The sequence below is a fragment of the Dyadobacter sp. HNCC25DJ183 genome (genome assembly GCF_056895175.1).
Genome location: NZ_JBXHAP010000005.1, coordinates 357,986 through 382,674, shown reverse-complemented (window position 1 = coordinate 382,674; position 24,689 = coordinate 357,986). Strand labels below are relative to the sequence as shown.

Here is a 24,689-nt window from a genome sequence, read left to right as displayed (position 1 = left end):
ATGGAACTCAAAAATGACCTTTTACTCCGTGCGGCGCGGGGCGAGAAAACGGAGCGGACGCCGGTTTGGATGATGCGCCAGGCTGGCCGGATTTTGGCTGAATATCGGGCTGTCAGAGAAAAAGCCGGCAGCTTCATCAAGCTTGCTACTACACCGGAACTGGCAGCCGAAGTAACATTGCAACCGGTTGATTTACTCGGCGTTGATGCGGCTATCATATTTTCAGATATTCTCGTAATCCCCGAAGCAATGGGGCTGCCTTATGAAATGGCCGAGCAGCGCGGACCGGTTTTCCCGGCAACCGTGCATTCCATGCAGGATCTTGCAAAGCTGCATATCGCCGAGCCTGAAACAGATCTGAAATATGTGCTGGATGCTATCAAAATCACCAAGCAGGGACTGGAAAATCGGGTTCCGTTGATAGGTTTCGCAGGAGCGCCATTTACGATTTTCTGTTATATGACAGAAGGAAAAGGCTCCAAGACGTTTTCTGTCGCCAAAAAGCATTTATACGCAGATCCTGAATTCTCGCACGCATTACTTCAAAAAATAACAGACAGCACCATTGCTTACCTGAAAGCGCAGGTTGCAGCAGGTGCCAATCTCGTGCAGCTATTTGATTCCTGGGCGGGCATTCTTTCGCCTGAGCAGTACCGCGTCTTCTCACTTCCCTATATCAAGCAGATTTGCGACGCGATTAACGAAGTACCAGTTACTGTTTTTGCCAAAGGTGCATTCTTTGCAAGAAAAGAGATCAGCGAACTGAGCTGCGATGTGGTGGGGCTCGACTGGAATATGGATATCCGTGAATCGCGTGAACTGATCCCGAACAAAACGCTGCAAGGAAATCTGGATCCCTGCGTATTATATGCTTCGTACGATCAGATCAGGATTGAGGTGAAGAAAATGCTGGAACAGTTTGGCACACAGAGATACATTGCCAACCTAGGCCACGGCGTTTATCCCGATACTGATCCTGATAAGGTAAGATGCTTCATTGAATCCGTTAAAGAATATTCAAGCCTGTAATGACAGTACCAAAAACCAAATGCGTTTTCCTTGACCGCGACGGCGTGCTCAATGAAGATTGTCCGGACTATATGTACAATCTCGACGAGCTGGTGATTCCGGAAGGTGTACCGGAAGCTTTGAACCTGCTGAAAAATGCGGGCTATCTGCTGATTGTGGTAACGAACCAGGCCGGAATTGCAAAAGGGCTGTACGGACCTGAAAACGTGTACGCGATTCACGAAGCGATGCAGCAGGCTTCCGGAAATGTACTGGACGATCTGTACTTTTCTCCCTATCACCCACAATATTCCGGCGCTTCACTATCGAGAAAGCCGGGCTCGCTGATGCTGGAAAAGGCAATCGGTAAGTACAACATTGACCCTGAACAATCCTGGATGATCGGTGACCGTGACAGGGATATGCAGGCTGGAAAAAATGCGGGAGTGAGAACAATTCACATTGTTCCTGAAAATGAAAGATCGGAGGGTGATTATGCGGCTGTTAATTTATTAGAAGCAGCCAAAATCATATTGAAAGCCGGAAACTAGGCTTTTACTATCGGAGCAGCTTGCGGCGCTTTCTGGATTGAGCCGTAAGCCGGGCAAGCATGCTTGGTGCAGGCAGAAGCTGCCAATGTTCCGCAAATAGCGAAAAGTACCAGTATCTTCTTCATTTTTCTGTTCGTATAAGATTTTGTCACCGTAAAAATATAAAAAAAGTTCTTTGAACGAGCGTTACTATCTGACTAATAACGAACTCATCCAAAGAACTTTATATTAAGCGGTTAAATTTTTGTTTCAACCAATTCTTCCTCTACTACTTCGGCCAGCGCTGCCGGTGCATCTTCCTTGCCATCATTATTATTGATCTGGCTCGTAAAAGGCTCTTCTTTAAAGCCCAGAATCCGAAGCATTGAATCGCTGTTTTGTTCTTCTGCGAAAACACGCGTTGTAATCTTGCCATCTTCATCCTTATCCACCAAAACGTGTTTTGGCGCCGGGATTAGACAGTGCTGGATTCCGCCGTAGCCTCCCAGAGATTCCTGGTAAGCGCCAGTATGGAAAAATCCGATGTATTGTTTTTCGGTTTCTTCTTCAAAAATCGGCATGTACAGATCGGCGCTGTGCATTTCACTGTTGTAGAAATCCTGCGAATCACAAGTAAGTCCGCCTAGGTTCACCTTCTGGTACGGACTGTCCCAGTTGTTGATCGGGAGCATGATATACTTCTGGTTCATACCCCACGAATCTGGTAGCTGAGTGATGAATGATCCATTGATCATGTACCAAAGCTCTTTATCGTTTTGCAGCTTTTTGTCGATGATTTCATAAATCACCGCGCCACTCTCGCCTACTGTATAGCTTCCGAATTCCGTAAATATATGCGGAACGGGAACGTTGTTCTTGTTGCAGATCCACTGGATGTTTTCAATGATCTCGTCGATCATCTGCTGATAATCGTAGTTGGATTGCAGGGAAGTCTGAATAGGTAACCCGCCGCCGATATCGATAGAATCAAGCTCAGGGCAGATTTTCTGCATTTCGCAGTATTTGAACATAAACCGGGTAAGCTCACTCCAGTAGTATGCACTATCCTTGATACCTGTGTTGATAAAGAAGTGCAGCATTTTGAGCTTAAACCGTGGGTTTGGCTCGATCTTCTCTTTATATAGCTGCTGCACATCGTGGTAACGGATACCCAGACGCGAAGTATAGAATGCAAAATTTGGCTCTTCATCCGTAGCAATGCGCATTCCGAAATTCACAACATCCGCAGTAACCTGCTGCTCATAAGATTCGATTTCTTTGAGGTTATCCAGAATAGGGATCACATTGAAGCCTTCATTGATAAGCTCGCTCAGATACTGCGTGTAGCGCGGTAGCTTGTAACCGTTAGCGAGAATATAGGTACTTTTAGTAACCTTTCCGCGGCGGTACAATTCCCGGATAATGGGAATATCAAACGCGGATGAAGTTTCTATGTGAATGTTGTGTTTCAAAGCCTCTTCCAGTACAAAACTGAAATGTGAGGACTTGGTACAATAGCAGTAGGTGTAAGTTCCTTTGTAATTGTGCCGCTTGAAAGCATTCCGGAAAAACATATTCGCATTTTCGATATGCTCCCCGATTTTAGGTAAATAATTTATTTTAAGAGGCGTACCGTGCTCCCTGATGATATCCATCAGAGGTACATTGTTGAACAGCAATTCGTTATTATCAACGTTGAACTCCATGGTCGGAAACTCGAACGTCTGCTCAATAAGATCAATGTAGCTGCTTTTCATTATTTGCTTTGTCGCGGTTGTAATGAATGAATTGTAAGTAAAAAAGGAACAAAAAGACCCGAAATTTGGCCAGAATATATCTCATATGCAAACATTGAACGGGCTGAAATCATTCATTTCTTCACCTATTTATCGGCCGATTCAATCGGTTCATCCTTCAAATACCCCGCTTGATTATTTTTCAATTGATCCTGCTGCATTGCTGTGCCTATTTTTAGTCTGTTGAAAGATCAAAACAGGATCAAACCTTCACACGTAGTTACACCGGCTTGTCTCAATCCGCAATAGAATTTATTTAAATAATACAAATAAATTATTGTTAAGATTTCACCGGCAAGAACGTGGGGGCAGGAGGTTGCACGGGTTTCTTAATACTTTAAAAAAAAGAAGACTGGCTAAATAGCTGATTTCAGATGCATTGCGGAGATCGTTAAGCAACTTGCTTCAGGAAAACCGGCTATTATCAGGCAAAAAATTAGAAAACTTTAAAAATACCCGGAGTTTCCTTAGTTTTTATCATTCGAATATTTCAAATTTGAAACGTGAAAGATCGAATTATAAAATCAGCATTAAATCTGTTCTGGCGCTATGGGATCAAGAGCGTCACAATGGATGATATTGCCAGAGACCTGGGGATTTCGAAAAGGACCATATACCAGCATTACTCGGATAAGGAAGCGATTTTGGCCCTTGTAATACAGGAAGAGCTCAACTCCCAGCAATGCGAGCTGGAAAAGCTCGATGAGCGGGCCGAAAATCCTATCGAACAGTTGATTTATTCTTCCGTACAAATGCGCGAGACCATGGCGAACATGAACCCGACCTTCCTGTACGACCTTAAAAAGTATTATCCTGATGCATGGGGCCTATTTCAAACATACAAACATGAATATATCATCAAAAGCCTCCGCGACAATCTGCTCAAAGGGATCGAGCTGGGATTGTACCGACCGGAAATCGACGTGGATATCCTCGCATTGTTGCGCGTCGAACAGGTTGTGATGGGTTTCGACCCGACCATTTTCCCGCCCCGGAAATTCGATATGATGCAGATCCAGATGCAGTTTCTGCTGCACTTTCTGAGGGGGGTTTTATCCGAAAAAGGATTTGAATTTTACAACACCATAAAAGATAAATCAGCACTTGAAATTAACATCCATGAAAAATAACATTACAATACGTGGCAGTCTCGCACTGCTGGCCGTTTTGCTAAGTTTCGCCTCCATACGCGCACAAGACGGCGGCTACTCGCTCGAACAGGCCGTCGACTATGCGATCAAGCACAACCTGAATATTAAGAACGCACAACTGGATGCGACTTCCGCAGAAGCCCGCATTGGTGAAATCAGGGCAGCAGGTTTGCCTCAGGTAAGTGCGGCCGTGTCGGTGACAAACAACATTATTATCCCGAGGTTCTTTCTTCCTGCCAATGCTTTTGATCCTACTGCACCTGCCGACGCGCCGCCGGCTGCGGTTGAGTTTGGTATCCCCTGGCAAGGTTCGGCCTCTGCCAATTTGAACCAGCTCATTTTTAACGGTTCCTACTTTATTGGTCTGAAAGCAGCAGCAACTTATCGCGAGCTGGCGCAGAAATCGACGACTTCGTCGAAAGTGCAGGTAGCGGAAGCAGTTACAAAAGCTTATTACTCAGCACAGGTTGCCGAAGAACGAGCTAAGCTGCTTGATCTGAATATTTCGCGTGTTGATTCATTGATGCGTGAAACCAAGGCGATGAATGCAAGCGGCTTTGTTGAGCTTCTGGATGTAAACAGGCTGGAAGTGCAGATCAACAACCTGCAAACCGAACGTCAGAAAGTTCAGAACCTTATTGAGCTCAGCTACGCACTCCTGAAATACCAGATGGGAATGCCTGCCAACGAGCCGATCAACCTGACAGATGATATCAATGCAGTGAATGTGGACTCGCTCAGGACAGCGACTGTGGGTTCTGACCTGAGTTATGAAAACCGCATTGAATACTCGCTGTTAAGTACTCAGGAAAAGTTAGCCGGCCTCGACCTGCGCAATGTCCGCAGCGGGTACCTTCCAAGCTTGTCGGCTTCGCTCGGTTATGGATATAATGCGGGTTACGACAAGTTTGCACATTTATTTTCCCGCAACTGGTTCAACAATATGGTGTTAACCGTAAACCTTAACGTCCCGATTTTCGACGGTTTTTCCAAAAGATACCAGATCAACCAGAAAAAGATCGCGATTGACAAGGTTAAGAACAGCCAGACTTTGCTGAAACAATCGATTGATCTCGAAAACAACCAGGCGGGGATCAACATCAAGAATGCATTTGCAACGCTCGAAACGCAGAAGCGCAACCTGACACTTGCAGAGGAAATTGTGCGCGTTTCCAAAATCAAATACAAAGAAGGCGTAGGCTCAAATATAGAGGTAATCAATGCAGAATCTTCGCTGAAAGAAGCGCAGACCAATTACTTCACAGCACTCTACGATCTGATGATCGCCAAAGTTGATCTGAGCAGAGCCAAAGGAGAACTTTATACAGAGAAATGAGCATCACATTAACACCGAAACAAAATTTGAAACTGCTATTTACCTATATCATGAAAAAAAATATTCTATTAATAACAGCCATGACAATCCTGCTGGCAGCATGCGGGGGCGAAAAGAAAGAAGGCCTGGAAGGTAAGAAAGAAGAGCTTGCGAAGCTGAAAGCAGAGCAGGTTGAGAACGAGAAAAAGATCAAAGCGCTTGAAAGCGAGATCACGAAACTGGATCCGAAAAAAGCGGCAGAGCCAAAAGTGAAGCCGGTATCCATTGACACATTGACGCCTGAAACTTTCCGTCACTACGTAGAGCTGCAGGGTACTGTTGATGCAAAAAACAATGTAATGGTAACCCCGAAATCGGGCGGCGCAGTGACTGCGATGTACGTAAAAGAAGGCGATTTTGTGAAAGCAGGAAGCATTATCGGCAAGGTTGACAATAGCCTGCTGCTTGAATCGGTGGAAGAGCTGAAAACCCAACTGAGCCTTGCCAACACGCTTTATGAAAAGCAAAGAAACCTTTGGGACCAAAAAATAGGTACCGAACTGCAATACCTGCAGGCGAAGAATAACAAGGAATCCCTTGAAAGGAGAATGAGCACGCTGAATGCACAGCTGTCACAAACCAACATCGTATCGCCAATGGCGGGTGTGGTAGATATGGTGAATGTAAAGGTTGGCGAAATGGCTTCTCCGGGAATGGGCGTGGTTCGCATTGTTAACCTGAGCAACCTGAAAGTATCTGCCAAAGTATCTGATACCTACGCGGCCAGTGTAAAAAAAGGCGACGAGGTGATCGTGAAATTTCCTGATCTGGATAAAGAATACAAAGCCAAGGTTTCATTTGTGAGCACTGCTGTGGACCCGCTTTCCAGAACATTTACGATCGAAGCAAACCTGCCTTCTGACAAAAGCATCAAACCCAATATGATGGCCAATGTACAGATCAACGATGCTACCAGCAAAAATGCATTGGCGGTTGACCAGAACTTCGTGCAAAGCACAGAAAAAGGTAACGTTGTGTATGTAGCGGTAACTGAGGGCAACAAGAAGATTGCCAAAGCACGTGAGGTTAAAACCGGTTTGAGCTACAATGGGAAAATCGAAATCCTGTCAGGACTTTCCGCAGGTGATCAGCTGATTACATTGGGCTACCAGGAGGTTTCCGACGGACAGCCGATTAGTTACTAAAATGCAGAATGACGGCCGTTAGGCCATTTGTAGTCAGGGATTGTCATTAAGTGCACAATTCAGTCATTCACTCATTCAGTTATTGAGTCATTCAAAATTGATCACATGAAATTTAGCGAATATAAAACCCTTGGGTTCACCAACTGGTGCGTAGAGAACCGGACTACGATCTACATCTTTACGTTCATTATCACGTTGGCCGGGTTTATGGTTTATAATAACCTGCCCAAAGAACAATTCCCTGATATCAAGATCCCTCAGATCTATATCAACACCGTTTACTTCGGTACTGCACCTGCGGATATCGAAAACACGATCAACAAACCCATTGAAAAGCAGCTGAAATCGCTGAGCGGGGTTAAAAAGATCAAGTCCAACGCATTGCAGGACGTATCCGTAATCCTGGTGGAATTTACTCCGGATGTTGCGGTGGAAGTTGCCTTGCAAAGAGTCCGCGATGCGGTGGATAAGGCGAAGACCGACTTACCTCAAAACCTCGACTCAGGTCCCACAGCTCAGGATGTGAACTTCTCAGAGTTCCCGATCATGAACGTGAACATTGCAGGTAACTACTCGCTGAAACAACTTAAACAATACGCAGAAGATTTGCAAGATGGCATTGAAGCACTGCCTGAAATTACCCGCGTGGATATCCTCGGCGCATTGAACCGCGAGATTCAGATCAATGTAAACCTGGACCGGATGAAGTCAACCGGACTTACCTTTTACGACATTCAAACTGCTGTTCAGGGTGAAAACATCAACGTTTCAGGCGGTGAGCTGAATGTTGACGGTGTAAGAAGAACTTTGCGTGTAAAAGGCGAGTACACCAATGTTGCCGATATGGCAAATATCCGCATTCGTACCGCAACTGGCGCGACGATCCGACTGGGCGATGTTGCCGATGTGAAAGATGATTTTGAAGAACAGCAGGATTTCGCACGTTTGGCCAACAAGTCTGTAATTACATTGAACGTGATCAAACGTTCGGGAGAAAACCTGGTAGACGCGGCGGACAAGATCGAAGCGACAATCGCAGACTATAAGGAAAACCGCTTCCCGCAGGGACTGGATATCAATATTACTGCCGACCAGTCTATTCAGACAAGAGCTGACCTGCACGATTTGATCAACACCGTTGTACTCGGGTTTATTTTCGTGGTAATGGTTTTGATGTTCTTTATGGGTGTGCGCGACGCGATTTTCGTCGGCTTGTCAGTGCCGCTTTCCGCACTGGTTGCATTCGTAATGATGCCGATCATCGGCCCGATGGTAGGTACCGAATTTACATTGAACACGATCGTACTGTTCGCGTTTTTGCTGGGGATCGGTCTGGTGGTGGATGATGCAATTGTGGTAATTGAAAATACGCACCGCCTTTTTAATCAACATAAAGACTGGACGATCCAGCAGGCTGTGAAGGCGGCTGCAGGCGAGGTATTTATCCCGGTTCTTTCAGGTACGCTGACTACGATTGCGCCATTCTTCCCGCTGCTTTTCTGGACAGGTATAGTCGGGGAATTTATGAAGTTCATGCCGCTGACGCTGATTATTACACTTGGCGCTTCACTGTTTGTTGCTTATGTAATGAACCCCGTATTTGCTGTGTCATTTATGGGCCGCCACGATGACGAAAAAGAGGCGCACGATACCAGCTTCAAAGCAATCCGCCGACCTGTGATCATTCTGGCAGTAGCCGCAGCGATAGGTTACGTTATTGACCGCGGGCTTGGTAACTTCCTGGTGTTCATCCTGGTACTATGGATGTTCAACCACTACATTCTGACACCAAGAGTGCTTGTTCCATTCCAGGACCGTTTGCTACCCGCATTGAAAAACAATTACCGTAAATTCATTGACTGGCTGCTGCACGGCTGGCGGCCTGTCATTGCGATTGTTACGATGCTTGTCATGCTGGTGGCTACATTCATCATCACCGGTATAGCGCAGCCCAAGGTATTGTTCTTCCCAAGCGGCGATCCGGATTATGTATATGTATATAACAAAATGCCGATCGGAACAGACGCCCGGGTAACCGACTCTGTTACCAAAATCATTGAAAAACGTGTTTTTGATGTTTTGGAGAAAGAGAAAGCAATGGATATGGTTAACTCGGTCATTGCCAACGTTGGTAAAAATGCCGGTGATCCGTACAACCCCGACCGTGCTGCGACGCCGCATAAATCGAAAGTGACCGTTGCATTTGTTTACGGAACCGAGCGTGGCGGAAGATCTTCCGAAGCTATTCTTCGCAAAATCCGTGAGGCAGTTACAGGTATCCCGGGCGCTGAAATTTCGGTGGAACGGGAAGCAGTAGGACCACCAACAGGTAAGCCTATCTCCATTGAAATTTCAGGAGATGAATTTGACGAGTTGCAAAAACTCGAAAAAAGCGTGATGCAGCGCGTTCAGCAATCGGGAATTGAAGGAATTGACCAGCTCCGTTCTGACCTGGTAACCAACAAGCCTGAAATTGTAATTGATATCGATCGTGAAAAAGCGCAGCGCGAAGGTATCAGCTCGCAGCAGATCGCCCTGGCAGTCCGTACCGCATTGTTCGGTCTGGAAGTTTCGAAATTCCGTGACGATAAAGATGAATATCCGATCATGGTAAGGTTGAACAAAGACGATCGGGAACAGATTGAGAAGCTGCTCAGCCTGAATGTGGTTTACCGGGATATGAATATGGGAGGTGCATTGCGTCAGGTTCCGATTACCTCGGTTGCCAATATCCACTACTCGACTACGTTCAGCCAGATCAACCGCCAGGACCAGCGGCGGATCGTAACCCTGGGTTCCGATGTTTTGCCGGGGTATAATGCCAATGAAATCGTTGCGCAAATCCAGACGCTTATCGAAGATATGGAGGTACCAAACGGATATACGATTAAAATGGGAGGTGAGCAGGAAGAGCAGGCTGAATCTATGGCTTTCCTTGGAACTGCATTCGGGGCGGCGATCTTGCTCATTTACCTGATCCTTGCGACGCAGTTTAACTCGGTTGTCAAACCATTCATTATCTTCTTCACGATTGTTCTTTCACTGATTGGGGTATTGCTGGGTTTTGTGATTTTCAACAAAGACTTCTCCGTGATCATGTCCGGTGTGGGTATCATCGCATTGGCAGGTATTGTGGTAAAAAATGGTATCCTTCTGATCGAGTTTATCGAAGAGCTGCGTGGCAGGGGTTACCCGATGCGCGAAGCAATTATTGAGGGTGGCGCAATCCGCCTGACTCCGGTACTACTTACTGCTTCGGCCGCTGTATTAGGGCTTGTGCCGCTCGCATTGGGTATTACGGTCGACTTTGTTGGTCTGTTCCGCAACCTGGAACCCGACCTGGTTATCGGCGGACCGAGCTCAATCTTCTGGAACATCCTGGCGTGGACGATCATTTTCGGTCTTACATTCTCAACGGTACTGACACTGATCCTTGTACCCTGTATGTATTATGTCAATGAAAGAGTACGGGAAAAGTGGTTCAGAAAAGAGAAGCCGGAAGTGGTGAACCCGAACTGGCAGAATGAGACGATTTAGAAACTTTAAAAAAATGCTGCCTGTTTCAATTTTCTTTAAATTGGAATAGGCAGTATTCTAAAAATTCCTAGATTTGCAACCCCAAAGAGTTCGGGAACTGAGTTACTCAGTAAGTAATCTCGGGATGTAGCGCAGCCCGGTAGCGCACTAGCATGGGGTGCTAGGGGTCGCAAGTTCGAATCTTGTCATCCCGACAAGGCCTGGTCGAAAGACCGGGCTTTTTTGGTTTTAGAGTGAATTGACACCAGCTCATTGAGTTTTTGTTGGCAATACGAGCCAGAAGATCTGAATCTGACTATTTCAAGTGGTTACAGTTGGACTTCTGCCGACAAAATCATAGATTTCAGCCTTGTATTGCAATATTTAGATACTAAACACACTTAATAATGCTCTTTGACCCGCCCAAATTAGTCTTTCGTCCCATTACCAAGGAAGACACCTACTCCGTTTGTTTGCTACTCGAACAATTATCTGAATTTCCTGGCGGCGTGGATGCAATTGATTTAGAAGACAGCTGGAACAACTTTTCCGCACATCCTAATATTTACGGAGTGGTGGGAATTGCCGACGACAAGATCGCCTGCTACGGGAGTGTAATCATTGAATATAAAATCCGGGGCGGAAGGTCGGGCCATATTGAAGATATCGTTGTAGATCACCAATATCGGCGAAAAGGGTTCGGAGAGCTGTTGATATCACATCTTGTCAGTTACTGCGAAACGGCCGGATGCTACAAAGTAATTCTCGATTGCTATGAAGAAACGGTCCCGTTTTATAATAAGCTTCATTTCAAGGAAACTCATTTTGGAATGTCAAGATATTTGTGAGTTTTAAGTAGGACTTATGCTGACGAACGGAACAATTCTGACATTTATGCGCTCTTCGGAGAATCTTCCATGTTGTGTCGGCATACCCTTCGTCCATTTGGACGTAAGTATATAGTTGCCATCTCACTTTCGTTATTGCCAGGCAAGTGAATTCAACAAATCACCATTTAAAAGGAAATACCCTATCGGGTTTAAGTCCATATCATTATGATTCCATTTAACAAACCATATCTTACAGGAAAAGAAGCCCACTATCTTTATCAGGCTGTGCTGTCCGGCAAAATTTCCGGAGACGGGATCTTTACAAAAAAATGTCATTCCTTCTTTGAAGAGCGTTATGGCTTCCAGAAATCGCTTTTGACAACATCGTGTACCGACGCGCTGGAAATGGCCGCGATCCTGGTGAATATCGAGCCAGGTGATGAGGTGATCGCGCCTTCATACACATTTGTCTCTACTGTTAATGCTTTCGTATTGAGAGGCGCCAAAATTGTTTTTGTAGACTGCCTGCCCGATCACCCCAACATGGACGTGTCACAAATCGAAGCACTGATTACCAAGAAAACAAAGGTGATCATCCCTGTCCATTATGCGGGAATTGCCTGTGATATGGCTGAAATAATGGACCTGGCAGCAAAATACGGTCTTTTTGTTGTAGAGGACGCTGCTCAGGCCATCGACTCTTACTTTAATGGCAAACCTCTTGGTTCAATAGGTCACCTCGCCGGATTTTCATTTCATGAAACAAAGAATATCATTTCCGGAGAAGGCGGAATGCTAGCGATCAATGACTCCGGCATGACAGAACGTGCGGAAATTATACGGGAAAAAGGGACAAACCGGTCGCAGTTTTTCAGGGGAGAAGTAGATAAATACTCATGGGTTGATATTGGCTCATCATTTTTACCATCAGATATCATAGCAGCGTTTCTGTTTGCACAGCTTGAACACCTGGAAGATATTCAGGGCAAACGAAAGGAAATCTGGAATCTTTACGAAAAAGAGCTGAGACCACTTTCAGTTTACGGGGTGCAGCTACCCTACTTTCCTGAATACGCAGTCAACAATGCGCATATGTTTTACCTGGTCTGCAACTCAATCGACGAAAGAACCAGTTTGATCCAGTTACTGAGAGACAATGGAATTCTGTCTGTTTTCCATTATTTATCTTTGCACAAATCGACATTTTACTCGGAAAAACATGACGGGAGAGATCTTCCGGAAACTGACCGCTATGCAGATTGCCTGGTTCGACTGCCGCTATTCTATGAATTGGAAACGGAACAGATATTCAAAATTACTGACGTGATACTGGGATTCTACCACAACCGTTTTTCGGCATGATACTACACTTAATGCACGACGAAAAATTTTGTGATAACACCATCAACAATTTTGAAAAAGTAAATCCGGGCGATAATAAATATCTCGTGTTCAAAGCCGATAAAGACAGAGGGATTTTTCGGCATATCAGTCAGCCAGAGCTTACCTGTGAATATTTTTATGAACACGATAACTTAAATGATCATGTTACTGCTATCCCAGCAATTCGGGGGATCATAGCTCATTCCATAAGCGCGCTCACAGCGTCTGCTATTTCACAACTGCAACAAAGAATTAAGCTTTACTGGATTGTCTGGGGCTACGATATCTATCAAATGCCGAGAATCCAGCCGGGATTATACGCACCGAAAACTCTGTCTTATTTAGCTAAGGAAAAGCCCCGGTTAAGCCTTCTCTGGACTATAAAAAAGTACAAACCACTCCGATTTCTTTTCTACACTGCCCGAGGAAAAAAGAATGTCCTGAACTTACTGGAGTCGACACAAAAGGAAGTGGACTATTTTGTAACCTACATCCGGGAAGATTATGAGCTATTTAAAGAAAGATACCCCGATACCAAATGTAAATTCTTCAACGCAGCCTTTTTTGATCTGAATCAATATGTCGGTCAAGCTTTTATGGACAAGAGAATTGTTGGTAAAAACATACTGATTGGCAATTCAAATTCCACGGAGTCTAACCATTTGGACGTTATTCAGTTTTTTGAAAAAGTGCCATTGGAAAATGAAACAAAGGTTTACATTCCCCTTTCCTACGGGGAGGGCGGCAGCTACAAAGAGGCGGTAACAAAAAGTGCTGAACAAGTGTGGGGCCCACGCTCATTTCCGCTGCTAGGCTTTATGCCTTTGCAGGAGTATGTCGAGATACTGTTGACCTGCGGCGTTGGTATCTTCTACCATTACAGACAGCAGGCAATGGGTAACATCATTGCCATGCTATGGCTTGGGGCACGCATTTATATGGCCGGAGTGAATCCTGCCTTCCAGTTTTTCAAAAGAATTGGTGTTCATGTATTTGATCTACAGCATGATTTTCAGAATTACGGGCTGAGCCCGCTGACTGAAAAACAAATTAGCACAAACAGAGCAATCCTGACGGAAGCATTCTCAGCTGAAAAAGTAGCGCAGGATTATGCGAATCTGGTCAGGAATATTTATGAATAACAATTTTTCATGTCACTGAAACAAAAAGCATTTGGAGCGGCAAAATGGACGTCTTTGTCGGCCGTCGCTACTTCCCTGATGCAGCTGTTACAAATTGTCATCCTGTCGAGATTTATTGACAAGGCAGATTTTGGTTTGATGGCGATCGCCATTTTTGTGATCGGACTTTCCCAGATATTTATGGATATGGGAATTTCAAATGCAATTATTCACAAAAAAGATGTCACGAAAGCCCAATTAAACACCTTGTTCTGGCTTAATATCCTTTCGGGTATATCCATTTACATTACACTATTTATCTCCTCCCCTTTCATTGCTGATTTTTATCGGGCTCCTGAACTTGTGAGCATTATCCGGTGGACGTCCGCTACTTATCTGATTGTCCCTTTTGGTCAGCAATTCGAAACTCTCCTGGTAAAAGAGCTTAACTTCAAATCGTTGTCCATCAGAGATGTAATTGGAAAAACAAGCGGCTTTTTGGTGTCTGTTCTGCTGGCATTTTGGCACTATGGCATTTATGCACTCGTGTACGCCAATTTTATCCAGGCGTCGGTATCTACCTTGCTGCTTGTAATCTATGGCTTGAAGGTTTTTAAGCCAAAATTCGATTTTGACTGGCACAGTTTAAAAGATGGAGGCTTCTTTTCATTTGGGCTCTTCCAAATGGGTGAGAAAACCGTTAATTATTTTAACTCTCAATTCGACACACTCCTGATCGGAAAACTCCTCGGCATGGAAGCTCTTGGAGTCTACAACATTGCCAAGACACTTGCATTTAAACCATATCAAATCATTAATCCGATTGTGACCAAGGTCGCATTTCCCGTTCTCGCAAAAATGCAGGATGATATCGAAAAGCTAAAACGCGCTTATCTTCAGATCCTTCGTTTACTCACTTATGCCAATGCACCTGTTTATGCAGCAATGATAATCTTTGCCAAGCCTCTGATTATCCTATTCTTTGGGGAGGCCTGGACTGAATCGATACCTTTTCTCAGAATTCTTGCCATAACAGCTCTTTGTAACAGCATCGGCAATCCTGTTGGGGCATTGTTACTGGCAAGAGGTCGGGCTGACTGGGGTTTCTACTGGAATCTGGGTATGCTGCTGTTTATGCCGCTTTGTATTTGGATGGGCAGTTTTTGGGGTTTAGAAGGTGTTGCGTGGGGACTTACCTTATTTAAGGTTGCAGTAATGCTTCCTGCGTGGGGCTTATTTGTATATCCCCTCTGTAAGGCTAAGTTTCTGGAATATTTCGGAAGTATTGGCAAGCCTATCTTGCTTGCTGCAATCAGTTCCGTTGTGGCCTATTTTCTTTCCCCATCCATGACCAATAATTATCTTGCACTGGGCATAGGGCTGGCAATACTCGGAGCTGTGTATGCTATCCTTGGAATGCTGGCTACAAACAAGCAGGAAAGAGCATCCCTGATGTTGTATTTTAATAACAATAGAAAAGCTGGCCCGTAAAATGATCTGATCATACTTTTGTTGCCCACTCTCATTTTAATGGCTTCAAATGCGGAGCCTGCATGCAAAAACGAGTTGCTTGGATGTACTACGCCATCCAAGCTGGCAAGCGAATTCCAGTCCTACATAAAAAGCTCCTTATAAAACCGCAACCCTTCCTCCGCCAGTTCGTCGGCGCTGTTTGCGAGTGGGCGCCAGATGCAGGCTGCCCGGGCCAGTTCTTTGGAAGGTTGGCCGAAAGTTTCTATTACCACAGCACCTTCGTACCCGATTTCCTTCAATGCGTCTCTGATACCTTCCCATTCAAGATGCCCGGTTCCAGGTGTTCCGCGGTCACTTTCGTTGCCTTGCACGTGGCAAAGCAACTCCTTTCCTATCTTCCGTATTGAAGCGGGAATATCCTTTTCTTCGATGTTGGAATGAAAGGTATCCAGAACGATTTTGAGACTTGAATGCGACACTTCGCGAACAATGGAGAGCGCCTGATCAACCGTATTGACCATATCGGTTTCAAACCGGTTCAAAGGTTCGAGTCCAAGCGTCACGCCTTCTGATTTGGCGATATCGCTTACTTCGTGCAGCGTTTCAATGCACCAGGCGCGTTCCTGCCGTTTTTGTTCTTCGGAAACAATCCTGGTTTTCCCTACGGCCGAATAAAGCGGTCCGCCAAAAACCGGGCTCTCCATCTCCGCAGCAATCCGAATGCAATCGGTAATGTAATCCCGCCCGATCTTTCGATTGGCAGGATCAGTGCTTGAAATGTCGCGTTCCGGTCCGAATGCGCCGCTGATCGTGATTTTAAGATCAAGATCCCTGCAGGCTTGCTTCACCAGCTTCCAGTCAATAAGCGTTTTGTCTTCAACAGCTATTTCAACAATGTCATAGCCAAAGCCTTTTACCTTTTCGAAAAGAGGAATATTGGCCGTAGAAAACGGTGAGAACCAGATAAATGTACTTGCGCCAAAAAGCATTTCAGTTGATTTTATTCTTCAAAACTTGGCACATCCACTCGGATACCCCCATTCATTGCAGACTCATGCGCGCATATTCCTGCGCAGGTGTAGTTAGCAGCCAATGCAGCATCCACCGCCGAATCGCGCTCTTCAATGATCGCGGCTACAAACTCCTGTACCAAATGCGGGTGTGATCCTCCGTGACCCGCTCCCTGCAGAAACGATACGTGATTTGGATCGTCAATTTTTTCGCGTTTTGTAAAATGTTTGATCGGTTCAATCAAAAGCTCGTCAGTATCGGGTACGTCAATGCGTTTTGCATTTTCACCTCCATCAAAAATCACATGGCTTTCATCCTGCAACTGCTCCCATTCAAAGGACATTTTAGTCCCATACACATCATAACTCTCGCGATACTGGCGCACCACATCAAAGAGCGATCTCGTAGCTTCCGCAACAACATCTGAATTTTTGAGTGTAAAAGTAGCAGTTTCAACAGCAAACGGAGATCCGTACCTGCTTGCCAGGTCTTCCGAAAGCCGGCCTGATCCGTGGCAAACTACTGTTTCAGCAATCGTATTGTTGATTTTTAATAATGGCGAAATGGCGTGCGTTCCATTCAGCATCGGGGGATACCCTTTCCAGTATTCACCCCAGCCTTCCATGCTCATATCCTGAATGTGTGAGCCCCGGACAAACTGAATACGTCCAAGATCGCCACTCTCCGCCAGTTTCAATCCATATAAAAACTCGCGCGTATAAAGCGCCGTTTCCATCATCATATATACTTTTTTGGCCTTTCTTTTAGCAGCTACGATCGCTTCGCAGTCCTCTTTCGTCATGGCCATCGGGATTGTGCAGGCTGTATGTTTTCCTGCATTGAGCGAAGCCAGCGTCATGCGTGCATGCTCAGGAACTGGTGTTACGATATGGATTGCATCTACATCGTCCCGCTTCGGAACATCTTCGAAATGCTCAAATACCAGGTTGCTATCGAGGTTGAACTTCGCTGCCAGTTCATCCCGCGTCTCTTTGCTGCGTGTACATATTCCGACAGCTTTGATATTTGGATGACTTTGGTAAATAGGGATAAATTCCTTCCCAAAACCCATTCCGACAATAACTACTGTGATCTGTTTCTGACTCATGCTATGCTAAATTAATTTTCAAAAATTCTAAATCTCTATCTGAATTCCCCGGGCTTAAGCCCGGGGTAATGGATTGGAGCGGCGCTTTGCGCCTCGCCATATTTCTGCATTGACCTGCGGTCAATGCACATCCATTTCCGTCGATTTCAATCGACGGAAGAAGCCCCCGCCCCCGCACCCGCACCCGCCGAGCCGCCGGCTGCCCATTGCACGGCATTGCGGATCATGGTTTTGTAGGGTTCGATGGTGTGTGATGCTGCGTCGTGGCCCAATGCAATCCCTACAATTCTGCCTTTTGGATATTTGACGATGAACAAACTGGGATAGGTATTCTCGGAAGTGGTTGCTTTCCCTGTTGCCAGTATCTCAATCGGAGTTGCAGCCGGGTCCGTTTTGAAGTAGTACAGCTCGTCGTCAAGATGGAAAGTAGCCGGGATACCTTTCGTTAATGGATGTTTTTTGTTTGTGATCGTAACATCGAAAGGTCCGTACTTATCATGACCTCGCGAACCTCCGCCCACCAGTTTTGCATTGTATTCAGGCCAGTCTTTCCAGTTGTACCAGATCGCAGGATGCGCCAGGATCAAACCTTTTCCCGCATCCGCAAATGCGAAAATGGCTTTTCTGGTAGCTTCATCGGCAATAGGCTGGTTATTTGCCAAAAACAGCACATCCGTTCCCGGAAGCTGCGACAAAATACTGGCAGGATCGCTGGTGTAAGTCACTTTCGCCAGTCCGCCTTTTTCCAGGGTAGCTACATCTTCCTGTTTGTACCAGCGGTCAAAATCGTGAGAGGAGCCGCCACCGACCATCAAAACTCGGATGGTCTTTTTAGGCGGCAAACCTCCATTTTCTGCTAATAAATATCCTGTTGACAATACAACCGCGACGAGCAGCAGCACCAGTTTTTGAATGGATCTGAACATAAATCGTATTTGAAGTTTACAAAATGCTTGTTTGTTATCTGGTAACCCGGAGAATTCCGTTCATCCCGCGCCAGTGTCCCGGAAATGTACATACATAGGGATAATCGCCAGGCTCATTTGGAACGGTAAATTCAAGAGTAACTGTCTCACCGGAGCTCACGAGCCGGGTTGAATGCAGTACCTCCGGAATTTTGGGCACATACTGCTTTTCAGCCGCCTGCGGATCACGCAACATTTCGTCTGCCGCCTTTCCAACTTTCTGCAAAGTTCCCGGCTTGATGATCAACAGATTGTGCTGCATTCCGTCGGGGTTTTCAAGGTTAATGACCACTTTCTGGCCGGCTTTTACATTAATCAGCTTTTTGTCAAACTGCATGATCTCCTTCTCTACTTTCATCTCAATGACCGTAGCGCCAGACTTTGTGCCGGCTGACTTGGTCTCAGTAACAGCGACTTCTGACTTTCCTTCTTCCGGTTTGTTGAATTCCAGGCTGGCTTTCTGAAAATTGCCTGCAAAGCCAAACTTACCCTCGTACTCGCCGATGTTATTCTCCCCTTCCATATCCTCGCCTGTTCTTACCGTATTTTCAAGCGGCATTGCAAAAAGCATGTGCGCCTTTCCTTCGGCAGCAGGTTTCCCGTCAATGTTAATGAAGATCTTCCCATCCTTTTTCAAGCCCGCTTCCACATCAAACTTCTCCGGAAGCGGTTCCTTTGTGACAGCTTTGGATAACATGCCATGCTGCTTTACAGCCATAATCAGCTTTCCATCCTGAATATAAAGTGCATATCCGCCTTCCTTGCCGCCCTGTCCCGCGATAAATCCCTGCAAAGCGCGGTCTTTTCCTTTCGCCACACTCGCCTTAATGGTAATTTCCTTTCCGGTTACATCCGGCGGGAATTGAAGACTTCCTCTTCTGCCCAAAACATAAACCTCTTTCTTTAATGCGCTCGCAATCTGGTCCGCCAGTGCAGACTTACCGGTTTGCCCGGCCGAAGCAGCCATAAAGCCATTTTCGTGCTGGATACCCGCGGCCAGTAATGCTTTTGATAACCACTTATCCTTTGCATTTTCGGCATCCAATGAAGCCTGGTAAACAGCGGCACCGATTTTGTCGGAAGCAGGTATTTCTATCAAAGCAATAAAAACCGCCAATCTTGTGTTCAGATCAGGATCTTTCATCAGCTTTTGTAATTGCTCAAAACTCTGCTCGTTCTTCGGAAGTACCGACGCAGCTGCCTTGCGAACACCTGGCGCAGGATGTGAAAGTGCTTTATTCACCACTTCCAGACTTTTCAGATCAGATCCGTCCATTACACCCAGGCCGTGCAAAGTCCACAATGCATGTACAGCCGGACTGTTCAATCCGATTTCGTCCACTTTCTGATTCTCAATAATTTTGTACAGATCAGGTACTACCGACCGCTTGCCTGACTCAACCAGCAGTCGCTGTGCTGTCATTCTCCAGAACATATTATCGTTTTCCAAAGCCGCAACCAAACCTGGCAGATCGTCTTTGGAGAGTTTCAGCGGCGCAGCTTTCTTTCCGTTTTTATAAACAACCCGGTAAATGCGCCCGTGATTGAGGTCGCGCATCGGGCTGCTGAATGCATTACCCTGTCCGTGCGGCTGCTCTTTGAATGGGATAATAAATTCCGCCGGCGACTGCGCAGGTACGAATACATTGTGCTGGATAATGAAGTTGTACCAGTCCGAAACCCAGACAGCCCCGTCCGGACCAACCTCGGCGTGCACCGGGCCAAACCATTCATCGGAGCTGGCCATGAAATTCCAGCCGTCTTTCTCCTTGAAACCAGCGCCGTCCTTTTCAATAATAGCTTTGTGGACCAGCCTGATCGTAGGTTCAGCTACGAATGCAATGCGGTTCCAGTATTCTTTTGGAAATGCGCGCGCTGTGTAAAAATGGTGACCGGCAGCAGAAGTATATCCCCCTACCACATCCACCTGACGCAGGTTCGGCGTCATCGAATGCGCATCATAATGCCCGTCTATTTTCTGTACCGACTGGATACCCGGCTCCTCACTTTCAACGGAACGCTGCAGGTATTTGGCCGCCATGGAATAATAGGCGCTGTGCGTATTGTTCGCGGTTGACAAAAAGACGTTGTTGTCTTCTGTTACCCCCAGCCCCCAGGTGTTGTTGCTGCTACTGCCAAGGTATGCAAAGTCTTTCCCGTCGGGTTTGAAATGGTAAACACCCTGCGAGAAATTATAGGCTTTTCCATTGATATTACCTTTAAAACCCGAGTACCCGTTTACGCCCCAGATCTTGTTGTCAAAACCATATTGCAGATTGGACGGACCAGCGTGGGTATCGTTTTTTCCCCAGCCAGTCATGATCACCTCACGTACATCGGCCTTATCATCTCCATTGGTATCTTTCAGGAAAACAAAGTCAGGCGCCATGGAAACGATGATCCCGCCATTTGAAAAGACCATACTGGTGGGAATATTGAGCTTATCTGCGAAAACAGTAAACTTATCTGCCTTGCCGTCGCCATCTGTATCCTCACAGATCTTGATCCGGTCATTGGCGGCTCCGTCTGTTTCCTTAAATGTGTTCGGATAATCCACAGACTCTACCACCCACAATCTCCCACGCTCGTCCCACGCCATCGCGATCGGATTGGTAATGTCAGGTTCTGCGGCAAAAAGCTGGATTTCAAAGCCAACAGGTACCTGCGTCAGTTTGTTCGACTCGGCAGGCGGCAGTGATTCCTGCATTTTGGACACTACGTGTCTTTTGGTATAATGTGCGATCGTGTCGGCGTCATAAATATCCGGGTCAGGGAGTTTCAATGCGGCAATGCTTTTTTGAACATTGTCCCCAACCGCCCAGAGTACGCCGTTTCTAACCAGGTCTAGAAAACCGCGATTGGTCCAGGTACTGTCTTCGTGCCCATAAGCGGTATAAAATACCCGGCCTTTTCCTTCATTTCTGACCCAGGTATAAGGTTCGTGGTGATCGCCTTCAACCCTTTCAGCCAACACTGTTTTATCGGGGTTCAGATTCTTGTGTACATAGGTTTCATCCCAGGTCTCGAAGTCCGTAATACCCTTCATTACCGGATGTTCGGGTTTTAAAATGGTGTTTTTGAAAGTACCTACCTTATGTGAGGCAAACTGTCCGCCCACTGTTTTGATATACCATTGCGAATTCCTGAAACAGCCTGTTGCTGAATGCAATGGGATTAAACCTTTGCCGCTTTCAACAAAAGCTTTCATAGCGCTTTCCTGGGCAGGCGGAAGTGAATCATGGTTTGCGTAAATGATCAAACCATCGTATTTGGAAAGATTTTCGGCAGTGATATCGCTGAGATCGGCGGTATAGGTCATATTGATCCCGCTCCTGAACAGCTTAATCGCCAGCCAGGGCGCGTACTTACCCGAATCGTGGTGTTTGCTGTTGTGTCCCAGGAACAATACCTCAGCACGTCGAGCCGATCCGGAACCTGCATTGCTGCCTGTATTTCCAGAAGGGTTCCGGGCGCAGGATACAATGATAATCGCGGCAATAGTAATCAGGATGTTTTTCTTCATCAGATAAGAATTCAGGGTTTAGGCCCTTGTCCCTCGCGGGTTTGGGAAATAAGTCATGCAGGTCTGGCGCGGCCAGCTTCGCGCGACCAGCGTGGCTGCGTCAGACCTGCATGAAAAGGACTATAAATCGATTTTTTGAACGGGCGAGAAGATCATATCTTCCACATCCTTGATTTTCACACCAATCCTTGCAAATACATAACCCTGAGCAGGTACAAGCGCCGGTACATTCACCGACATAGTGATATTGTTCAGGTCTTTGATGTTCGCAGATGCAAGATCGGTTGTGCCAATATTGGTTGCCCGCGAAACAAAGTTTGTTTTATTAACATACAAAGACACCTGTTCTACTGCTTTTGCATTCGCACCGGTTACAATTTGTTCCAGCTTTAATGAAGCTGAAACTTTGCCTTCCCCTCCATTGAAGGACGGATTGCGGATCATAAAGTAAGGCTGTACTTCCACGTCAAGTGTCTGGTTTCCATTCACCGTAACATAGACCGTATCCTTTTTCGCAGCATCCTGCTGAATGGTCCGGAATGGGCCGCGGCCAGCAGGGAAAACGAGTTTATAGTTTCCATTAAAAAGCAGCGCCGAGAAGCGGCCTTCCTGGTCAATGGGCGCGTCGATGGGAGCGAGCTTACCGAAGCCAGGCTGCCAGAGCTGCATCCGAACCTGATTGAATTCCACACCAATGGGTTCGCCATTATATACAATGCGGCCGGATAAGGTAGACTTGGGTGCCGTGAAATTATCTTTGTCACAAGACATTACCCCCAGTCCGAGTAATAATATAGCTAGAAGCTGAACTGTTACTTTCATGATCTGATATTTTAAAATGCCTTAATGATTAGGGTTACGGACGATCTTTGGATTGTTGTTGATCACATCATCGTTGATGTAGGAATAATAATTCCCGAGCTGGAACCTGTCTGCACCAGTTACGCGGCTCAAACGGGTTACTTTGTAAATCCACTTCCCATTGGTAGGCGCGCCGGGATTGTAGATTTTGTAAGGCCAGAGTCCGTAAGGCTGGGTATTGCGCTTGGTAGCTTTGCCAAGATCCTTGGAAAGTTCTGCAGGCGCAATCGCGTTTCCGTCCATGATCAGGTGCGCAATGCGCCATCTTTTCATATCGTAGAGATAATGTCCTTCAAAAGCCAGCTCTACGCGTCTTTCATGTACAATGCGGTCAAAATTGATCTCGGAAGATTTCAATGGAGTGACCAGCCCGGCACGTGCGCGTACCATATTCATGTACTCGGCTGCAACTGCGGGTTGTCCCAGTTCAAATGCTGCCTCAGCTGCATTCAAAAGCACTTCTGCGAAACGGTATCTTACCAGCCAAACCTCACTGTTAACCCCGCGCTGACCTGAACCTACAACCGGATCTAGGTACTTGCGAAGATAAAATCCTGTTTGTGCAGTGAATTCAAAACCATCGATAGGTCCGTCAAAACCGACTACCTGCTCGGGTACTGTTTTGCCGGGCAATGTTTTTTGTGCACCGCGGTCGTCGCCGCTTACGATGGTTCCATTCCCTAACTGAAAACCAGCCCAGATATCCACAGCTCTTCCTTTGAAGGTAGTGCCGGGCAGCATGACGGTACCGGCAAGACGTGCATCTCTGCCCGCGAAGATATCTACCTGATTGTCATAGTAAATAGGCGCGCCTGTTGCGTTGGTGGTAGGAATTGGAGCAAAAGTATTGTCGAGTTTCTCAAAAGCCTCAACAAAATTCAGGGAAGGATTAATACGGCCGCCTTCCTCTTCCTCGGCACCATACCTCGGCTGGTTCCAGCCTGTAAAGTAATGCACCTTGCCACTTTGCAGCTTGTAATCCTCCACAAAAATCACCTCCGGATTATTCGCCTTATCATAAAATATGCTCGCGAAGTTTTCAGACAGATCAGGTTTTTTGGTATAAAGTGCATAAGTACCTGCCGAGCCGGTTATGATTTCCTTTGCCGCTGCCAGCGCTTTGGTATAATAACCTTGTGACATGGAAGCAGGGATACCAACTTCGCCGCCTGACAGCATCACAGAAGGTGTATTCACGCCGTATTTGGCGATAGAAGCGGCATACAATGCGGCGCGCGCCTCCATTGCAAGTGCTGCGCCTTTGGTAGCCCGCGATTTTTCACCTGCATTTGAAGGCAAGTCTCCCTTAATCGCTTCTGCCTCTGCGATCACAAAATCATATATCTCGGATTCTTTGGCACGTGGGCGTTGCAGGTAAGTCGGATCGCCGCTGAAATCGTAGGTAAGCGGTTCCAAAATCAATGGAACACCGCCCATTCTTTTCACCAGCTCAAAATAATATGATGCACGCAGAAACCTCGCTTCTGCCAGAAAGCGGGCTTTTACACCTGCGTCCAGCTTTTCGGAAGCGCCGCATTTTTGAATAAACAAATTCATTTCCCGGATGTAACCATAATCCCAGGCACCCCAGGAACGAACATCCCAACCCGAGTTCTGAAAAGCATTGTAGCGTCCTGCTTCCGACCAGAATGCCTCATTGAAATCGCCGACTGTCATCCAGCCGGGGATATCGTTGATCGTTTTGAAAGTTGAAATATCGACATAACGGTTGTACAAATCCCCCAGCACCGAGAGTATCTGCTCTTCACTGTTCCAGATTTGTTCGTCAGTCAGGATATTGGTGGGTGGGCGGTTGAGGAATGCGTCGTCGTCGCAACTCCAGCCCAGCATTAAAACAGCGATCAGTAAAGTATAAAATCTCCTTTTCATTTG

General features: G+C 46.3%; 18 protein-coding genes and 1 tRNA gene. 11 read left to right on the top strand and 8 right to left on the bottom strand.

Annotation, left to right across the window (positions count from 1 at the left end; translation table 11 throughout):
• Both hemE and AC1XTG_RS15005 read left to right on the top strand, forming a co-directional pair.
• The gene (gene hemE, locus AC1XTG_RS15010; RefSeq protein WP_484842502.1) at positions 1-1,029 is read left to right on the top strand and encodes a uroporphyrinogen decarboxylase; all 1,029 of its coding nucleotides are present in this window, start codon (positions 1-3) and stop codon (positions 1,027-1,029) included.
• Positions 1,029-1,559 carry a D-glycero-alpha-D-manno-heptose-1,7-bisphosphate 7-phosphatase gene (locus AC1XTG_RS15005; protein WP_484842501.1) on the top strand — a complete coding sequence of 177 codons (531 nt, stop codon included), beginning with the start codon at positions 1,029-1,031 and terminating at the stop codon, positions 1,557-1,559. The genes hemE and AC1XTG_RS15005 overlap by 1 nt, the downstream gene beginning before the upstream one ends.
• Here AC1XTG_RS15005 and AC1XTG_RS15000 read toward each other — a convergent pair.
• Both AC1XTG_RS15000 and AC1XTG_RS14995 read right to left on the bottom strand, forming a co-directional pair.
• Entirely contained in the window at positions 1,556-1,684 is a 129-nt protein-coding gene (locus tag AC1XTG_RS15000) for a hypothetical protein (RefSeq protein ID WP_255356560.1), read from the bottom strand. The genes AC1XTG_RS15005 and AC1XTG_RS15000 overlap by 4 nt on opposite strands.
• A 111-nt stretch (positions 1,685-1,795) precedes the next feature.
• Complete coding sequence (locus tag AC1XTG_RS14995) at positions 1,796-3,295, bottom strand: type III PLP-dependent enzyme domain-containing protein (protein WP_056292250.1); 1,500 nt, start codon at positions 3,293-3,295, stop codon at positions 1,796-1,798.
• A gap of 542 nt (positions 3,296-3,837) precedes the next feature.
• Between AC1XTG_RS14995 and AC1XTG_RS14990 the strand changes: the two genes are divergently transcribed.
• The 9 genes from AC1XTG_RS14990 to AC1XTG_RS14950 all read left to right on the top strand — a co-directional run bounded on the left by AC1XTG_RS14990 (position 3,838) and on the right by AC1XTG_RS14950 (position 15,346).
• Positions 3,838-4,464 (top strand): TetR/AcrR family transcriptional regulator, encoded by a 627-nt coding sequence (locus tag AC1XTG_RS14990; protein ID WP_157474967.1) that lies wholly within the window; start codon positions 3,838-3,840, stop codon positions 4,462-4,464.
• Positions 4,454-5,821 carry a TolC family protein gene (locus AC1XTG_RS14985; protein WP_056292254.1) on the top strand — a complete coding sequence of 456 codons (1,368 nt, stop codon included), beginning with the start codon at positions 4,454-4,456 and terminating at the stop codon, positions 5,819-5,821. Before AC1XTG_RS14990 ends, AC1XTG_RS14985 begins: the two co-directional genes overlap by 11 nt.
• 50 nt (positions 5,822-5,871) lie before the next feature.
• Positions 5,872-7,005 (top strand): efflux RND transporter periplasmic adaptor subunit, encoded by a 1,134-nt coding sequence (locus tag AC1XTG_RS14980; protein ID WP_056292356.1) that lies wholly within the window; start codon positions 5,872-5,874, stop codon positions 7,003-7,005.
• 105 nt (positions 7,006-7,110) lie between these two features.
• Positions 7,111-10,542, top strand: a complete 3,432-nt coding sequence (locus tag AC1XTG_RS14975) for an efflux RND transporter permease subunit (protein ID WP_056292257.1) — start codon at positions 7,111-7,113, stop codon at positions 10,540-10,542.
• A 120-nt stretch (positions 10,543-10,662) separates the two neighbouring features.
• Positions 10,663-10,736, top strand: a tRNA-Pro gene (locus AC1XTG_RS14970).
• A 192-nt stretch (positions 10,737-10,928) separates the two neighbouring features.
• Complete coding sequence (locus AC1XTG_RS14965) at positions 10,929-11,369, top strand: GNAT family N-acetyltransferase (RefSeq protein WP_056292260.1); 441 nt, start codon at positions 10,929-10,931, stop codon at positions 11,367-11,369.
• A gap of 207 nt (positions 11,370-11,576) precedes the next feature.
• Positions 11,577-12,713: a dTDP-4-amino-4,6-dideoxygalactose transaminase gene (gene rffA / locus AC1XTG_RS14960; RefSeq protein WP_484842500.1), complete on the top strand. Its 1,137-nt coding sequence runs from the start codon at positions 11,577-11,579 to the stop codon at positions 12,711-12,713.
• Between the two features lie 86 nt (positions 12,714-12,799).
• Positions 12,800-13,876, top strand: coding sequence for a TDP-N-acetylfucosamine:lipid II N-acetylfucosaminyltransferase family protein (locus AC1XTG_RS14955; protein WP_484842499.1), 1,077 nt, complete (start codon positions 12,800-12,802; stop codon positions 13,874-13,876).
• 9 nt (positions 13,877-13,885) lie between these two features.
• Positions 13,886-15,346: an MOP flippase family protein gene (locus tag AC1XTG_RS14950; protein WP_056292271.1), complete on the top strand. Its 1,461-nt coding sequence runs from the start codon at positions 13,886-13,888 to the stop codon at positions 15,344-15,346.
• Between the two features lie 122 nt (positions 15,347-15,468).
• On the opposite strand, the gene AC1XTG_RS14945 is transcribed toward AC1XTG_RS14950, so the two are convergent.
• The 6 genes from AC1XTG_RS14945 to AC1XTG_RS14920 form a co-directional block, all read right to left on the bottom strand.
• Complete coding sequence (locus AC1XTG_RS14945; RefSeq protein WP_484842498.1) at positions 15,469-16,317, bottom strand: sugar phosphate isomerase/epimerase family protein; 849 nt, start codon at positions 16,315-16,317, stop codon at positions 15,469-15,471.
• An 11-nt stretch (positions 16,318-16,328) separates the two neighbouring features.
• Entirely contained in the window at positions 16,329-17,447 is a 1,119-nt protein-coding gene (locus AC1XTG_RS14940; RefSeq protein ID WP_056292276.1) for a Gfo/Idh/MocA family protein, read from the bottom strand.
• A gap of 146 nt (positions 17,448-17,593) precedes the next feature.
• A complete protein-coding gene (locus tag AC1XTG_RS14935) occupies positions 17,594-18,373 on the bottom strand; it encodes a ThuA domain-containing protein (RefSeq protein ID WP_484842497.1) in 780 nt (259 codons plus the stop codon).
• Between the two features lie 34 nt (positions 18,374-18,407).
• Positions 18,408-21,935 (bottom strand): PVC-type heme-binding CxxCH protein, encoded by a 3,528-nt coding sequence (locus tag AC1XTG_RS14930; RefSeq protein WP_484842496.1) that lies wholly within the window; start codon positions 21,933-21,935, stop codon positions 18,408-18,410.
• A gap of 120 nt (positions 21,936-22,055) precedes the next feature.
• Positions 22,056-22,757 (bottom strand): DUF3823 domain-containing protein, encoded by a 702-nt coding sequence (locus tag AC1XTG_RS14925; protein WP_056292286.1) that lies wholly within the window; start codon positions 22,755-22,757, stop codon positions 22,056-22,058.
• A gap of 21 nt (positions 22,758-22,778) precedes the next feature.
• Positions 22,779-24,686 carry a RagB/SusD family nutrient uptake outer membrane protein gene (locus tag AC1XTG_RS14920; protein WP_484842495.1) on the bottom strand — a complete coding sequence of 636 codons (1,908 nt, stop codon included), beginning with the start codon at positions 24,684-24,686 and terminating at the stop codon, positions 22,779-22,781.
• Positions 24,687-24,689 lie beyond the last annotated feature (3 nt).

What these genes read in the sequence shown, in the direction of transcription:
- AC1XTG_RS14965 (WP_056292260.1), top strand. Translation starts at nt 10,929, where the DNA reads ATGCTCTTTGACCCGCCCAAATTAGTCTTTCGTCCCATTACCAAGGAA.
- AC1XTG_RS14930 (WP_484842496.1), bottom strand. Translation starts at nt 21,935, where the DNA reads ATGAAGAAAAACATCCTGATTACTATTGCCGCGATTATCATTGTATCC.
- AC1XTG_RS15000 (WP_255356560.1), bottom strand. Translation starts at nt 1,684, where the DNA reads ATGAAGAAGATACTGGTACTTTTCGCTATTTGCGGAACATTGGCAGCT.
- AC1XTG_RS15005 (WP_484842501.1), top strand. Translation starts at nt 1,029, where the DNA reads ATGACAGTACCAAAAACCAAATGCGTTTTCCTTGACCGCGACGGCGTG.
- AC1XTG_RS14940 (WP_056292276.1), bottom strand. Translation starts at nt 17,447, where the DNA reads ATGAGTCAGAAACAGATCACAGTAGTTATTGTCGGAATGGGTTTTGGG.
- AC1XTG_RS14935 (WP_484842497.1), bottom strand. Translation starts at nt 18,373, where the DNA reads ATGTTCAGATCCATTCAAAAACTGGTGCTGCTGCTCGTCGCGGTTGTA.
- AC1XTG_RS14995 (WP_056292250.1), bottom strand. Translation starts at nt 3,295, where the DNA reads ATGAAAAGCAGCTACATTGATCTTATTGAGCAGACGTTCGAGTTTCCG.
- AC1XTG_RS14975 (WP_056292257.1), top strand. Translation starts at nt 7,111, where the DNA reads ATGAAATTTAGCGAATATAAAACCCTTGGGTTCACCAACTGGTGCGTA.
- AC1XTG_RS14985 (WP_056292254.1), top strand. Translation starts at nt 4,454, where the DNA reads ATGAAAAATAACATTACAATACGTGGCAGTCTCGCACTGCTGGCCGTT.
- AC1XTG_RS14925 (WP_056292286.1), bottom strand. Translation starts at nt 22,757, where the DNA reads ATGAAAGTAACAGTTCAGCTTCTAGCTATATTATTACTCGGACTGGGG.
- AC1XTG_RS14945 (WP_484842498.1), bottom strand. Translation starts at nt 16,317, where the DNA reads ATGCTTTTTGGCGCAAGTACATTTATCTGGTTCTCACCGTTTTCTACG.
- AC1XTG_RS14980 (WP_056292356.1), top strand. Translation starts at nt 5,872, where the DNA reads ATGAAAAAAAATATTCTATTAATAACAGCCATGACAATCCTGCTGGCA.
- AC1XTG_RS14920 (WP_484842495.1), bottom strand. Translation starts at nt 24,686, where the DNA reads ATGAAAAGGAGATTTTATACTTTACTGATCGCTGTTTTAATGCTGGGC.
- hemE (WP_484842502.1), top strand. Translation starts at nt 1, where the DNA reads ATGGAACTCAAAAATGACCTTTTACTCCGTGCGGCGCGGGGCGAGAAA.
- AC1XTG_RS14950 (WP_056292271.1), top strand. Translation starts at nt 13,886, where the DNA reads ATGTCACTGAAACAAAAAGCATTTGGAGCGGCAAAATGGACGTCTTTG.
- rffA (WP_484842500.1), top strand. Translation starts at nt 11,577, where the DNA reads ATGATTCCATTTAACAAACCATATCTTACAGGAAAAGAAGCCCACTAT.